The sequence below is a fragment of the Amphibacillus sp. MSJ-3 genome (assembly GCF_018919165.1).
Lineage (GTDB): Bacteria > Bacillota > Bacilli > Bacillales > Amphibacillaceae > Amphibacillus.
In genome coordinates this window covers 164,462-180,131 of sequence record NZ_JAHLQM010000001.1, presented here as the reverse complement: position 1 = coordinate 180,131, position 15,670 = coordinate 164,462, and the positions used below count along the sequence as shown (strand labels likewise).

The window sequence follows — 15,670 nt, the reverse complement described above, 5'->3', positions numbered from 1 at the left end:
TTTGAAGGAAGAAATAAAAACCGCTATAGTATAAATAAAGTAATATTTATCTACTAATGCGGTTTTTTATGTATAAACTTTTAAAATAAGATCATTTTATTAAAAGGATATGTTTATCAGTGATGTAAAAGGGTAGATAACAATATGTCAATTTAATTAATCAAAATACATAGAAATGGGGTGGATCTATCTTATGATAAATCTTCTTTATATCGCAGCATTAATTATTGCCCTCGCGTTTGGAGTCCTAGTTATATACTTAATTAAAGTTTTAAAAGAGACAGAACGTACAATGGGTAATGTAGCAAACACATTGGAAAGCTTAGAAAGTCAGATAGAAGGGATCACGACTGAAACAACGATATTATTGAACCACACTAATGCTTTAGCAGAAGATATTAACCAGAAATCTCAACGCTTAAATAATTTAGTGGATAGTATTAGTGGTATAGGAACGACTGTTTCGGGGTTTAACCAATCACTTCAGCAAGTATCTGATTCAATTACCGGAATTGCATTTGCAAACAAGGAAGAAGCAGGTCAAATTATTAAATGGGGTACGATTATTATCGAATTATTGAATAAGAAGAAAGCAAAGAAAAATATTAAATTATAAACTAGGAGGAATGATTAAATGGCGAATAAAGGTAATAAGTCAAATGATAATATTAATACTAAGGACTTTTTGATTGGATCGTTAGTTGGAACGCTTGTAGGAGCTTCTTTAGCATTTTTATTTGCACCAAAGTCTGGTAAAAAATTACGTGAAGATATTAACAAAACCGCTCTTGATTTTAGGGATAAAACGAATGAGTGGAAAGAAGTAGCTTATGAAAAAACAGATGAGTTAAAATCATATGCTAAAGAACAGACAGCTAACTTACAGCAAGTTGTTAATGATAAATCACAAAACCTACAGGATAAATATCAAGGGACGAAACAATCTATCCAAAAGAAATTTAATCAGGCACAAGACGATCTAGAAGACAAAAAGGACGAAGTGGTTGATAAGGTAGATGAGGTAAAGAAAACAGCTGAGAAAACAGTCAAGGAAACAAAGAAAACAGCCGAGAAAAAGGCAAAAGCTGCAAAGGAAGCTTCGGAAAAAGTAAAAGAGGCTGTTGAAGAAGCGGTAGAAGATGTTAAAGATAAATAGGAAAAGTGAATCTCTTCGTTGGAAGAGATTTATTTTTTTATCAATTTAAGTTTATCCCGCATTAACAGGCAATAGAACTTCCATTTCAAGATTTGAACAATAGCTTTAAAGATGAGTAGGAGATCAATTGCTGTAAAAGCTCGATTGCCTCAAGGGCCTTTAAGCCATCCTCTTGTGGTAGAAACAAATATTTTCGCTGGGATGAGTAATCGCAATCCCAATCTGTGAGGGGAGGGTAGGCAAACAAAACCCACCACCTCCTGTGGTAACGTCTACATGACCTAGATCCTGTAGGTCCAAAACCCCCACTGATTGAAGTCTCACTTTATTAGATAAATAACTGTTACTAATTTCCATGTCAGATGATCAGACCAGCCTATGCTTGATAAACACAATTCTATGTGCGTAAGCTCTTGGCTATGCTCGGTAAACATCGTATTATGGTCGTCGTGATATTGTCCTTGAATTAGAAGAGGTGGGTTTTGAAATTGAAGCCTCCCATCATGAGGTTGCCCCTGGACAACAAGAGATTGATTTTAAAATTTCTGATCCAGTAAAGCATGCTGATGATATTCAAACTTTTAAATTAGTCGTTACACTATTGCTAGGAAATATAATCTTCATACAACATTTATGGCTAAGCCCTTAGCTGGGGTTGCTGACTCAGGTATGTATTGCAACTTATCACTTTTAATGAGAATATCAATTTATAGTCGGTACTTAGCATTATCAGCTTTACTCGTTTTTGGCTTAGATGGTATTAAGTGCGGTTTACAAGCGCCAAAACCGGTTGATCAAAATATTTTCCAAATGAATAAAGAAGAAAGTCGAGTAAATGGCATTCAAAATTCACCAGCAACACGATTTGAAGCTTTATAAGGCTGTTTAAATTAAGTTTTGCCTTTATTTTGGGTATCTCTTTTTTGAATATTTTCTTCTAGGCATTCTATTAAGTACTTTTAATTAAACGTGTTAAGCTATTGAGTAAGATCATAATTAAGGAAGTGAGTCAGATTGACACATTTAAATATTCCTGTTTCAGTTCTAGATTTAGCACCGATCCGACAAGGTGAAGGTCAACTTCAAGCGATAGGTGCTGTAGTAGAGCTTGCACAAGCAACTGAAAAAATGGGCTATCAACGCTATTGGATTGCGGAGCACCATAATTCGCCAACACTAGTAAGCTCAGCCACCGCTATTTTAATTAAACATGTACTCGAACAGACTGAGTCTATCCGGGTAGGATCTGGTGGAATTATGTTACCTAATCATGCACCACTTGTTGTCGCAGAGCAGTTTGGTACAATGGCTACACTTTATCCTGATCGTGTTGATTTAGGTTTAGGACGTGCTCCGGGTACCGACCTATTAACAGCAAGTGCCTTAAGACGTTCGAGAGGTAATGATGCTGTTCATACCTTCCCCTCCGATGTTCAGTCCTTATTAAACTATTTTGGACCGCTTGACGAGCAAGGTCATGTTAAGGCATTTCCAGGGGTTGCCACACATGTTCCATTATATATTTTAGGTTCTTCAACAGATTCAGCAATGTTAGCAGCCAAGCTTGGTTTACCTTATGTATTTGCTTCTCATTTTGCACCGAGACATATGCCGGAAGCGATTGAGATTTATCGTGATCAATTCCAACCTTCGCGATACTTAGATGAACCTTACATGATTGTCTGTTTAAATGTCATTGTAGCGGAAACCGATCAAGAAGCAGATCGAGAAATGACAACAACGAAACAATTTTTCCTAAACGTCATTCGGGGAGAGAATCAACCATTAAAACCACCGGTGGATGATATTGAAAGTATTTGGACCCTTAATGAAAAGAATGCTGTTCAATCGATGATCAATCAAAGTTGGGTGGGCAGCCAAGCTTCTGTTCGGGATCAAATGATTGATTTTCAAACAGTATATGATGTTGATGAGATTATGGCTGTTTCTTATATTTTTGATCGTGAAAAGCAAGCTCGATCTTATCAGTTATTGAAAAATATTGTTAATGACAATTAATCATTAAAATGGTTTTAATCGGATTAGGTTAAAACCATTTTGTTATCAACTTAAATTTACCAGGTAATAATACTTCCGCTGATTGAAGTTTCATTTTATAGACCAAAAAATATTTACATAATAGGGTCAATTTCATAATACAAAAAATATAGAGAAAACACGAATGTTTATGAGCAAAGTATCAACAGTATACGTGTGTAGGGGTAAACCTAGTGATTGGAATGGCAGGCGGCGACTCCGGCGGGAAAAGATCGTGTCCGAAGATCCAGTAATAAACTTAAGGAATGTTAAACTAAGAACGCCACGTCCTGTGGCAGATCTTTTGGTGGGACGAGTAATCGCAAATCACTTCGATGGGACGAGTAATCGCAGTCCCAGTCCCAGTCCCAGTCCCAACGTCTAACTGACCCACATCCTGTGCGCCCGAGGCCGATCCCGCGGAAAGCGTCCGCCTAGACTGGAAATCACCGCATCTTCTCTAGGCCCATTGTTCGTGTTTTTTGTGGAATCACGCTATTATGAAATTCATTCAATAATGTTAGTTAACTTTTTTAATCATTTTTCTCGTACTAAACCTTTAGTAGTTGAGGAATTGATTCGTTTACTCCCTATAAACTAAGTGACATATTTAGAGTAATTAGTGAAATTTATATTAACTTAGGAGGCAAACACTTAAAATCTGTATTAAAATTAATGAAATATGATATTTTGTGAAAGGAGAAGCTATGGAAGAATCTATTTTTTTAATAAAAAATCCACTTAATCTTCACACTGATTGTTATTTTTCTTATTGTGGCTTTGCTAAGACTGAGCCTAGACATAGTTTCGGCCCTGCGATTAGAGAGCAATATTTGATTCATATTATTTTGGAAGGAGAGGGATACTACTCTGTTAAAAATCAGAAATATTCCTTAAAAAAAGGACAAGGATTTGTTATTCCACCTAATATATCAACCTTCTATCAATCTGATGAAAATAATCCATGGAGCTATATATGGATAGGGATCGGTGGAGAATTAATAGGCTCTTATTTAGATTATATCGGAATAAGAACAGATCATTTTTCTTTTGATGTACAAAATTTAAGCGATTTTAAAGCGATCATATTTGAATGCTTTGCTTATGAACACGATGATTTAATCAATGAAATTGTATTACAAAAGCAAGTTTATAAATTTTTAGAATTGCTGGTTAAGTCATCTGCTATCCATAAACGTGATATTAATACAAAAAAGATGAATCCTTATGTTAGTCAAGCACTAGAGATTATCGTTAAAAATGCACATGAGAATATTTCAGTAGCAAGCATATCAGATCAATTGTCAATTAGTCCTAGTTATCTCTCACGATTGTTCAAGAAGGATATTGGTAGTTCCATAAAAGAATATATTAATGAAATTCGTATTACAATAGGGTGTGATTTATTGGCATCTACAGATTATTCTATTCAAGAAATAAGTGAAATGACGGGTTTCTCTGGGTCACAAGCTTTTTCTAAAGCATTTAAACAATCGAGAGGAATTCAACCAACACTTTATCGAAAAAAAAGGCTGGGAGTAGGTCAGATTAGGCCTGAGAAAAATAATTTATAAAATATCAAATTTGGATAAACTTTAGTATGAAAAAACGCTTACCTTCTCTGTAAGCGTTTTTTATACTAGAGCTAGTCATATATTTAAGGGGGAGTAGAAATGTCTCATAGAAAAGAAGCAAGGGTTTTTTATCAAGCAGAAAAGAAACAATTTCATTTAAGCAATGACAAAATTAGTTACATTTTCAAAGTATCATCTGATGGAAAGTTACTTCATCTTTATTATGGTAAATCTTTACCTAATAGAGATTACAGCTACTTAATCGAGATGCATCACCGTCCAATGACAACATATCGCCAAGAAAACGATTTACTGTATTCTCTTGAACATTTGAAACAAGAGTTTCCTGAGTATGGTTCTACTGATTTCCGTCATCCATCTATTTCAATGAAGCAAGAAAACGGTTCAAAAATTACGAATTTCACATATCTAAAACATAAGATTGTTGATGGAAAACCAAAATTGGAAAATATGCCAGCAACTTATGTAGAAGAAGACTCGGAAAGTAAAACATTGATCATTACGTTAAAAGATAACTTAACTAATGTGGAAGTTGAGTTGCTTTATACAATTTTCACTGAGTTTCCCGTTATTACACGAAGCGTTCGGGTATTGAATAAGGGAACAGAAACGCAAATTATTGAACAATTAGCTAGTTTATCCTTAGATTTACCAGATGCAGATTATGATTGGATACAGTTATCTGGTGCATGGGCTAGAGAACGAAATATTAAAGAAAGAAGTTTACAACAGGGGATTCAATCCATTGAATCTACCCGAGGGATATCAAGTCATCAACACAATCCATTCATTGCATTGAAGAGGAAACAAGCTAATGAACATCAAGGTGAGGTAATTGGGGCATCTTTTGTATATTCAGGGAACTTTTTAATTCAGGCTGAGGTAGATACATGGGATGTTACTCGTTTACAAGTAGGAATTAATCCCTTTGGCTTCGAATGGAGATTACTACCTAACGAGGTATTTTCAAGTCCGGAAGCTGTTCTAGTTTATTCCGATCAAGGATTGAATGGAATGAGTCAGACATTTCACCAACTGTTTAGAACTCGTTTAGTAAGAGGTGAGTGGCGCGAAAAGAATCGACCAGTATTGATAAATAACTGGGAAGCTACTTATTTTGATTTTAATGAGGATAAATTAGTAAGTATCGCTGAAAAGGCACGTGATGTAGGTGTTGAATTATTTGTTTTAGATGATGGTTGGTTTGGTGAGAGAAATAATGATCATGCAGGTTTAGGAGACTGGTTTGTTAATGAAAAACGTTTGCCTAAGGGAATAGGGAGTTTAGCAGAAAAGATCCGAAGTATTGGGCTAAAATTTGGTTTATGGTTTGAACCAGAAATGGTTAATAAAGATAGTCAGTTGTATAAAGAACACCCTGATTGGTTAATTCACACTCCAAATCGCAAAGAGCATCATGGAAGAAATCAATTTGTATTAAATTTCGGTGTGGAAGAAGTTGTTGATTACATCTTTGAACAGATGTGTAAAATTATCGATGAATCTAAATTGGATTATATTAAGTGGGATATGAACCGTCCACTAACAGATGTATTTGATCACCGTTTAGATTTTAATCAACAAGGTGAGGTTTTCCATCGTTATGTTTTAGGCGTGTATCGATTATATGAATTACTAATAGCGAAATATCCGCATGTTTTGTTTGAGTCATGTTCATCTGGCGGCGGGAGATTTGATCCAGGAATGCTTTATTATGCTCCGCAAACTTGGACAAGTGACGACTCTGATGCAATTGAACGTTTAAAAATACAGTATGGAACCAGTATGTTATATCCTGTTTCATCTATGGGCGCGCATGTCTCTATCGTTCCTAATCATCAGACAAATCGAATTACACCAATCGAAACAAGAGGTAATGTTGCCTTCTTTGGCGCATTTGGTTATGAGTTAGATTTAAATAAATTATCAGAGAATGAACTAGCGATTGTAAAAGAGCAAATTAAGTTTTATAAGAAATATCGTTCAGAGATTCATAATGGGCTATTTTACCGTTTGCGTTCTCCATTTACTAATGATAATGAGACTTCTTGGATGGTAGTAAGTAAAGATCAGAAAATAGCAATTGTTGCACATTATAAAATTTTGAATGAGGTCAACCGATCATATCAACGTCTTGAATTGAAGGGCTTGAATAAAGAGATGACTTATCGAATTGATGGTCAACTTTATTCAGGAGCTGAATTGATGCATGCAGGTATGGTTATTTCTGATGCATCGAGTGGACAAATAAATGAACAGAATCCTCGACCAGAAACACATGATTTTGACTCTAGAATTTGGATTTTAACACAAGAGGAGAGATAAGAAATGGAAAGACAAAAAGACTTATTGCAAAAAGTCGCAGTTTTAGGAATCTCCTTGATGCTAACGAGTTCTCAAGCAATTAATGGAGTAATACCTCAGATGAAGGAAGCGTTAAATATTTCGCAAAGTCAAACTGAATTATTGGGAACTTTGCCAAGTATCACAGTTATTCTCTTTATTTTACTATCTAGTTATGTAGCAGATAAATTGGGTATGAAAAAAACAATTATTATAGGTTTGTTACTAGCTGGGATTGGTGGTGTTATTCCTGTATTGATTTCTAACTTTACGATGGTACTAATAAGTAGGATTACGCTAGGTGCAGGTTTAGGTTTATACAATTCATTAGCTGTGAGTTATATTAGTGCTTTATATACAGGTAATACACGTGCAACCTTACTTGGAATGAGAAGTTCAATGGAGGCAATTGGCCAAACAGTATTAATCTTTTTGGCAGGTTTATTAGTCAATATTAGTTGGACTGCATCATTTATTGTTTATGCAATTGCTTTCCCGATGGCCCTTTTATTTGCTTGGAAGGTTCCGGAAGTACATTTAGAAGAAAAAGAGGAAGTAACAGTAAAAGAAAAGATGAATCCAGCAGTCTATTCATTAGTTTTATTTGCTATCTTATTAGTAATGAATAGCATCGCCATCTCTGTTCGTTTTGCATCGATTGCGACCGAAATTAGTGGAGCTGGTTTTAACTCAAGTAATTATCTCGCTTTAATGCCGATATTTGGGATTATTGCAGGCTTTGTTTTTGGGCTAGTCAATCGGTTATTTGGTACAGCAACGATGTATTTAGGAATAGGTATTTTCGTGGTATCTAATCTTCTGATTGCTATGTCTGATGGAAATATGGTATTGTTGTTACTTGGTTTGTTCCTATCAAGTATCCCAGGAGCTTGGTGTTTTCCATTTATCTTTAATAATTTAGATCGAATTACAACAAAAAATACAGTGAATTTTGCTACTTCTTTAATTTTTATCGGCTGTAATATTGGTAATTTTATCGCGCCAATTGCTATGAGTGTTACGCAAACAATTACAGGGAGTGATGCTTTAACTGCTCCATTCTATGTCTTCTCTATTTTATTTATATTTGTACTGATAGTTACAATTTTTGTAACTAGAAAACAGACTAAAAAGGAAGTAACAGCTAATGTATAATGGGTTAAATACCTTGCGAACCGACGGAAATTGATATGAGGTGAAAATACGGAGGTGTCAACTAAATAACTTGTTATTTAGTTGACAATATTTGTTTTAGTCCGTAATTATGGTTATATAAGTAAGAGGTGTATGATTCATTCACACACCTCTTACTTGTTTTTTAATTGATTTAATTTAGAATTTGATCTCAATTTGATCATTATTTGTTAAGGGATCAAGAAAAGTCGCAGGTTTACCATTCTTTAGGATTTGTAAATTCCCTTTAACCTTAGACAAATCAATGGAAATAAAGCGAAATAAATCTTGAAAAATAAAGTTCTGATTCTCTAATGTTTGTGTTGTCAGCTTCGCTTCCGTATTAATTAGATCTGTATGTTTCAATGGTTGATTATTTTGCAAGATAGTTAATACTTTTTTAGAAAGTCTGACGGCTTCACCATTGAAGTTAACATTTATTTCAATTTCAGAATGGAGATTCAATGCATCTAATAGCTCAATGATCGAAACTTGTTTCATTGGTGAAAAGCTAATCTGGTCATCTGGCATCACTTGTTGATTTAGTTCTGCTAGCCTACCGTTTATTTTTAATTGGCCTGAGAACTGCTTTAATTCTATTTTTTGACCGTCAAGGTAAATTGTAAAGGGTGTGAGATCATCCAAGATTTGTTGTTTACCTTTATTATCAATCCAATCAGCCAATGTTTTTATTTTTATCAAACGAACTTGATCATGATCCTTTAATATATAATCAGCGGTAACTCGCTTATCGTTTACTAGAAATTCGGGTTTAATTATATCAGATTCACCATTAAAAGTAATATGGAAACTTTGATAATCATCGATGATTTCTTTAAGAGAAACAATCGGTTCCTTCCCATCGTCCCCCTTTTTCACCTTAAGTTTATCACCATGTTTGATTGGATGATCGATATTGATCTCTTTTCCATTTAAAATTACTTGTGGTGCTTTTCCATATGTACCTGGAAGTGTAATCGTTTGATTGTTAAAGGTGATTATATAGGCCATACCTGGCCGACCATACATCTTATCAATATGTATCCCAGCTGCTAATAAACAATCCCCAACGGTCAATTGTTTCATATCAAACAAGCGAACTGCACGATCATTGACAGTGACACTAATATAATGGACTGGATTTTGCTTTGCGGCAATCCCAATCCCAATTGGTGTGATAAAGGTGGGCCCTGACGGAAGCTTAACAAGTGTCTCTAAATTTTTAATAGCATCGACACCCCTTGTCGCAACACGGTTATCTGGCAATTTTAATTTACGGGCAATGGCATGTGTTAATCTTGGGGTTAGGCTTCCACCGCCAACCAGCATGACTGCTTTTGGTGCTTGATTATTTAAAAGGATGATCTGGTCAGCAATCTCTTGTGCCAGTGTTTCAATAGCTGGGGCAATTGCTTTTGCTAATTCATCAAGTGTTACTGTCTCCTCAAATCCTAGGATATCTGTTAAGGTAGCCTCTCCATACTCTGTCAAATCACGCTTAACTCGTTCCGCCTCGTTAAAATCTAATAAATAATGATCACTGATTGCTTCTGTAATTTCATCACCAGCTTTAGAAACCATCCCATAAGCTGTGATAGTGCCTTGATCAGTTAAGGCAATATCGCTGGTTCCTGCACCAATATCAACTAGAGCTATATTAAGACGTCGCATTGATTCTGGAATTAAAACATTAATTGTTGCTATTGGCTCAAGTGTTAAAGCTTCCATTTCAAGTCCTGCTCGTTGTAAAGCTGATAGCAGAGATTCAACAACAATTTTCGGCAGGAAGGTTGCAATAATTTCAACTTCTGCAATTTTCCCCTGCTGATCAATTAAGGAGCCAATTAATTCATTGTCTAATTGGTATTGAAGAACAGAATAACCCACACAGTAATAATGGATTTGGTTATTGAGATTTTCTTCTTCAAGTGCGAGATCATATTGTGCTTGTTGGACGGCATTTAACTCTAAGAATAAAATATCTTCTTTCTCCATAAGTGGCTGTTGATCAATATCTTTACTTATTTTGGTTCTCTTTGTTTTTAGAGCTCGTCCAGCTGCCGCAACACAAACTCTGTCTAAATGAAGTGAATGTCTATTTTCTAATTCTGATTTAACTTTTTTAATTACCTCTGACACAAGCACAACATCGTGTATTTGGCCATCTAGCATTGAACGTTCCTCATGCTCAATCATGACATAATCGATTAGTTTATATCCTTGATCATTTTCCACCAATAGTAATCCAATAACTGATCGCGTCCCTATATCTAGTGTGAAAATAGTATTATCCATGGTCTTTATCCTTTCTATGCCCATACTATTAAATATAAGTTTAACAGAATATCAATGTTTCGTATAATAATTTTAAAAAAACTTACTGACAACTGTATCCTGAAAAATATAAATAGAATATTACCATTATAATAATGTGAATCTTCAATCAGTGGGGGTTGCACTCTGATTGGGATTGCGATTACTCATCCCATCGAAAACATTTGTTTCTACCACAAGGCGATGACCTAAAGGCCCTTGAGGCAATCGAGCTTTTACAGGCAATTGATCTCCCACTCATCTTTAAAGCTTTTGTTCAAATCTTGAAGTGCGCGTTTTATTGCCTGTTAATGCGGGATAAAAATTTCTGATTATAATTCCCTAAAGAAAGAAGTAAACTTTATAAAAACCGTTGATCTCTGCTTATCATTTGATCATTTTCCAGGTATAATTGAAGGATAGCCTTTACAGTTAATGCGCCTATAGTGAAAAGTTAAAAGAAAATACAAAATATTTAAACAATATAGTGACAAGAGTGAAATTATTAGCTATAATGATCTCTAATTATTCATCCATTATCAAGCCGTTATCTTTCATTATCCTAACTTAATACTTTATCTAAAGATTGGTAATGTGACGAAGGTGATCGGCTGTTCTTAGTTAAGTCATTTGCTTTGATTAAATTTTATCAATGTAAAATAGGTAAAAAAACAAATTTATCACGATCATTATAAAGTGATAAGTTAAGTTTTCGAACAAAATATACTATTTTTAGGGGGATTTAAATTGAGTAAAACAAAATTAGACCAGTTGAGAGAAGAGCTTGATCAAGTTAATTTAGAGTTACTGGATTTGATTAACAAACGTGGTGAACTTGTAAAAGAAACGGCACAAGCGAAGGAACACCACGGGGCTGATAAGAAGTATGATCCTGTACGTGAACGTGATATGTTAGAATTGATTAAAAATAAAAATGATGGTCCTTTTAAAAATGCAACGATTATTCATTTGTTTAAGGAAATATTCAAAGCAGGTTTAGAGTTACAAGAGAAGGATCATAGTAAAGAGTTACTTGTTTCCCGAAAAAGAAAAACTGAAGATACGATAATTGATATCAATGGAGCGAAATTTGGTGATGATGAACCAAGGTTTATCTTTGGACCTTGTGCAGTAGAGAGTTACGAACAGGTTGCACAAGTAGCAGAACAAATCAAAAATAAAGGCTTTAAGATTATTCGTGGTGGTGCCTTTAAACCAAGAACTTCCCCATATGATTTCCAAGGGTTGGGTTTTGAAGGATTAAAAATTTTGAAGGAAATCTCTGAGCAATTTGGATTAGCTGTTGTTAGTGAAGTAGTAAGCCCTGCTGATGTTGAGAAAGCAGCAGAGTATTTAGATGTTATCCAAATCGGGGCACGTAATATGCAGAATTTCGAATTGTTAAAAGCTGCAGGTGAGGTAAACAAGCCGATTGTTTTAAAAAGAGGGATGTCTGCAACAGTTTCTGATTTTATCAACGCTGCTGAGTATATTCATTCACGTGGTAATGGTGAAATAATTCTATGCGAACGTGGTATCCGTACTTACGAAACATCAACAAGAAATACACTCGATATTACAGCCGTTCCAATCTTGAAACAAGAAACACACCTACCTGTTATTGTTGATGTTACACATTCAACAGGTCGCCGTGATTTGCTTATTCCGGCAGCAAAAGCTGCTTTAGCAATTGGTGCTGATGGGATTATGGCAGAAGTACATCCGGATCCATCAGTCGCCTTATCAGATGCGCAACAACAAATGGATTTTGACCAATTTGATCAATTTGTTTCAGAAGTCATACCTCAAAAATAAGTCTAAACGCCCTTTTTATTCCCTTTATAAGGAATATCAAGGGCCTTTTGTTGGGCTTTACAAATTAATAACAGACTTAAGCAAATAAATTTGCTATACTAATGATAGATTTTATTCATACGAATGCAAAATAATTGATTTTAATAGCGTATGGAAGTTAGTTAGCTATGCTATACTGGACAATATATTAATTAAGCAAATTTTATTAATGGGGGTCGATTATAATGAATGTAACAATATACGATGTTGCACGTGAAGCAAATGTATCAATGGCAACTGTATCAAGAGTTGTAAATGGAAATCCAAATGTAAAACCAGCTACACGTAAGAAAGTGCTAAGAACAATTAAAGAACTTGGTTATCGCCCAAATGCTGTGGCAAGGGGATTGGCTAGTAAGAAAACAACAACAGTAGGTGTAATTATCCCTGATATTTCAAGTATGTTTTTCTCTGAATTAGCAAGAGGAATAGATGATATTGCTAATATGTATAAATATAATATTATTCTAAGTAATTCAGATCATAACATAGACAAAGAAATCAAGTTAATTAATACAATGTTAGAAAAACAAGTAGATGGAATAGTTTATATGGGAGGGCGTATTAAGGAAGAGCATATTCAACAGTTTGAAACATCTCCAGTTCCAATCGTTTTGGCTGCTACTGTTGATCCAACACTTTCAATTCCTTCAGTCAATATTGATTATGAAAAGGCTGGGTATGAGGCAACGAAATTATTAATAGATAATGGTCATAAACATCCTGCCTTTGTGACGGGAGTTCAGGAAACCGTTGCACATGAATTGAAATACCAAGGTTTTGTCCGCGCCCTTGAGGAGTATAATCAAACTTTAAATGAAGATTATGTTTATCGTGGTGATCTAACCTATACTTCGGGGATAAAAGCTATTGATCATTTATTAGAATTGAAGGAAAGGCCAACATCAATTTTTGCCGTAACAGATGAAGTTGCTTTAGGTGTTATTCATGCAATTCAAGACCATGGTTTGAATGTACCCAACGACATGGAGATTATTGGTTTTGATAATACGAGATTGGCAACAATGGTCCGTCCGACATTATCAACAGTTGTTCAACCAATATATGATATTGGGGCGGTTGCTATGCGTTTATTAACAAAATATATGAATAAAGAAGAGGTAGAAGACTCAAATGTTATTTTACCGCATCAAATTATTGAAAGAAGCTCAACAAACTAAAAATAACTCCGATATTAATAATGTTGCTATTTAATATTATCTAGTATTAATACGATTTTTTAAGTATCAGGGTTAGGGAGAGAGCATATGAAACAAAAAGATATTTTGACACCGTTGGGAATTGTTTTTGGTTTAGGTATGATCTCATTTGGGATTCTTTCAAGTTCAGGTTTATTTGGCTTTCTAAGTTTCATTGATGTACCTTCATTTATTATTGTTTTAGGTGGAGTAATAGCGGGGATATTAATTAATTTTAATGTCGATCAAGTAAAATTGATGGGAAAAGTTATTAAAGAATCATTTGTGAAGAACCACTATGATTTACCTGAACTTATTGCTTTATTTGAACATCTATCAGAGCGTGCCCGCCGTGAAGGTTTGCTTTCTTTAGAAAATGAGTTGGATCAAGTAGAGGATCCGTTTATTAAAAAAGGCATACTACTCGCAATCGATGGTATTGAACCGGAAGTTATTCAGGATATTATGAGTGCTGAGATTGTGGCGATGGAGGATCGTCATATTAAGGGACGGAAAATCCTTGAAAAAGCGGGTGAATACGCACCAGCTTGGGGGATGGTTGGAACTTTGATCGGGCTTGTTTTAATGCTGAATGATTTGAACGATCCAACAACACTAGGCCCACAAATGGCGGTTGCATTAATCACAACTTTCTATGGTGTTGTTCTAGCCAATTTAGTATTTCTACCAATGGCTGGAAAGTTAGCCTCAAAGACAGATGAAGAAGTTTTTATGAAACAGATCATTGTTGAGGGAGTAATAGGTGTACAGTCTGGACAAAATCCACGTATCCTGAAAGAGAAGCTGAGTGCATTTTTATCTGATGATATGAGAAAGCATCAATCAGATAAGTTTGCAGGTATATCGGAGGAAATAAGTAATGAAGCTTCGTGAGAGAAAGCAGACACAAGACGGTAGTCCAGGCTGGATGACTACATATTCTGACTTAGTTACCTTATTGCTGTGTTTCTTTGTTTTACTATTTTCTATGTCGCAAATTGATGTTGCCCGATTTGAGGCGATAGCAGAGTCATTTCGTAATCGTAATATATTATTTGAAGGTTCTCCTTCAGCTATAGATTTTGAATTTCCAAATAATAGTGCGGCTATGCCTGATCAAGATGATGGTTTCGATCTTAAAAAGGAAAATCTATTTGAATCAGGAGAGATTGCCAAAAACCAGGAATCATTGGAAGAATTACTAGCAGAAGTAGAGGGGTTTCTAGAAGAACATCAATTACAAGATGTGATCACGGCTAACCGTACAGATCAAGGCGTTGTTTTAATTCTACAAGAACGGATATTATTTGATACTGCTGAAGCCGTGATTAAATCAGAAGGTGAACCCTTTCTAGATAAAGTCGCCTTACTACTGAGCAATATCCCCAACTATGTTAGGGTTGAGGGTCACACAGATAGTCGCCCGATCTCTACTGAGCAATTCCCGTCAAACTGGGAATTATCAGGTGCTCGAGCAAGTAGTGTGATTCGCTATATAATCAATTCTGGTGACTTTATTGAAGAACGTTTTATTTCAGTAGGATATGGAGACACACGTCCGATTGTTCCAAATGATTCTTCGGAAAACTGGCAAAAAAATAGACGAGTTGAAATTATTATTTTAGAGTTGGCTCAAGGATTAAACTAGATAATTTGATTGAAAATAAGTAAGTATCAAATATGAGATTGGTACATAACTAGTTCTAAATCAAGAAAAACGGTCATGTTTATTACAAAAGGATAAACATGACCGTTTTTATGATTTATCTTTGTTGGCTTCGTTGTTACTACCAATATACTACGGCTTCATGTTTACTGCCTGCCAATAAGGCAAATTCTAATTTATTATTTGAATTGGGGTTTATCTGTACCTGGTATATGCGTGAAATCCAATAGTCGGTTTATTCCCATTGATTGATGGTTCACTTTATGATTAGATGGTAAAAGAAAAGGTTCAACACATCATATTATCATGTGTTGAACCTTTTAAAGTATATAAT

11 protein-coding genes and 1 pseudogene are annotated in these 15,670 nt (G+C 35.0%); 11 read left to right on the top strand and 1 reads right to left on the bottom strand.

All coding sequences use genetic code 11. The annotated features are described in order from the left end of the window. The first annotated feature begins 193 nt into the window (after positions 1-193). The 7 genes and pseudogenes from KQI76_RS00805 (at position 194) to KQI76_RS00775 (ending at position 8,286) form a co-directional block, all read left to right on the top strand. Positions 194-616: a DUF948 domain-containing protein gene (locus tag KQI76_RS00805; RefSeq protein WP_216398399.1), complete on the top strand. Its 423-nt coding sequence runs from the start codon at positions 194-196 to the stop codon at positions 614-616. 18 nt (positions 617-634) lie between these two features. Beyond that, positions 635-1,156, top strand: coding sequence for a YtxH domain-containing protein (locus tag KQI76_RS00800; RefSeq protein ID WP_216398398.1), 522 nt, complete (start codon positions 635-637; stop codon positions 1,154-1,156). A gap of 445 nt (positions 1,157-1,601) precedes the next feature. Further along, positions 1,602-2,032: pseudogene (locus tag KQI76_RS00795) on the top strand (hypothetical protein); the annotation flags it as partial. A gap of 138 nt (positions 2,033-2,170) precedes the next feature. Continuing rightward, a complete protein-coding gene (locus tag KQI76_RS00790; RefSeq protein ID WP_216398397.1) occupies positions 2,171-3,175 on the top strand; it encodes an LLM class flavin-dependent oxidoreductase in 1,005 nt (334 codons plus the stop codon). Positions 3,176-3,900: 725 nt separating this feature from the next. Further along, positions 3,901-4,767, top strand: coding sequence for an AraC family transcriptional regulator (locus KQI76_RS00785; RefSeq protein ID WP_216398396.1), 867 nt, complete (start codon positions 3,901-3,903; stop codon positions 4,765-4,767). 99 nt (positions 4,768-4,866) lie between these two features. After that, positions 4,867-7,113: an alpha-galactosidase gene (locus KQI76_RS00780; RefSeq protein WP_216398395.1), complete on the top strand. Its 2,247-nt coding sequence runs from the start codon at positions 4,867-4,869 to the stop codon at positions 7,111-7,113. A gap of 3 nt (positions 7,114-7,116) precedes the next feature. Continuing rightward, on the top strand, positions 7,117-8,286 hold the full coding sequence (locus KQI76_RS00775) for an MFS transporter (RefSeq protein WP_216398394.1): 1,170 nt from the start codon (positions 7,117-7,119) through the stop codon (positions 8,284-8,286). 177 nt (positions 8,287-8,463) lie between these two features. Here the strand turns inward: KQI76_RS00775 and pilM are convergent, their stop codons facing one another. Further along, on the bottom strand, positions 8,464-10,599 hold the full coding sequence (pilM, locus tag KQI76_RS00770) for a pilus assembly protein PilM (protein WP_216398393.1): 2,136 nt from the start codon (positions 10,597-10,599) through the stop codon (positions 8,464-8,466). Positions 10,600-11,364: 765 nt separating this feature from the next. Here pilM and KQI76_RS00765 point away from each other — a divergent pair. The 4 genes from KQI76_RS00765 to motS all read left to right on the top strand — a co-directional run bounded on the left by KQI76_RS00765 (position 11,365) and on the right by motS (position 15,318). Next, positions 11,365-12,432 carry a bifunctional 3-deoxy-7-phosphoheptulonate synthase/chorismate mutase gene (locus KQI76_RS00765; protein ID WP_216398392.1) on the top strand — a complete coding sequence of 356 codons (1,068 nt, stop codon included), beginning with the start codon at positions 11,365-11,367 and terminating at the stop codon, positions 12,430-12,432. A 224-nt stretch (positions 12,433-12,656) separates the two neighbouring features. After that, a complete protein-coding gene (gene ccpA / locus KQI76_RS00760) occupies positions 12,657-13,652 on the top strand; it encodes a catabolite control protein A (protein WP_216398391.1) in 996 nt (331 codons plus the stop codon). A gap of 87 nt (positions 13,653-13,739) precedes the next feature. Further along, positions 13,740-14,564 carry a flagellar motor protein MotP gene (motP, locus tag KQI76_RS00755; RefSeq protein WP_216398390.1) on the top strand — a complete coding sequence of 275 codons (825 nt, stop codon included), beginning with the start codon at positions 13,740-13,742 and terminating at the stop codon, positions 14,562-14,564. Further along, complete coding sequence (motS, locus tag KQI76_RS00750) at positions 14,551-15,318, top strand: flagellar motor protein MotS (RefSeq protein WP_216398389.1); 768 nt, start codon at positions 14,551-14,553, stop codon at positions 15,316-15,318. The genes motP and motS overlap by 14 nt, the downstream gene beginning before the upstream one ends. Positions 15,319-15,670 lie beyond the last annotated feature (352 nt).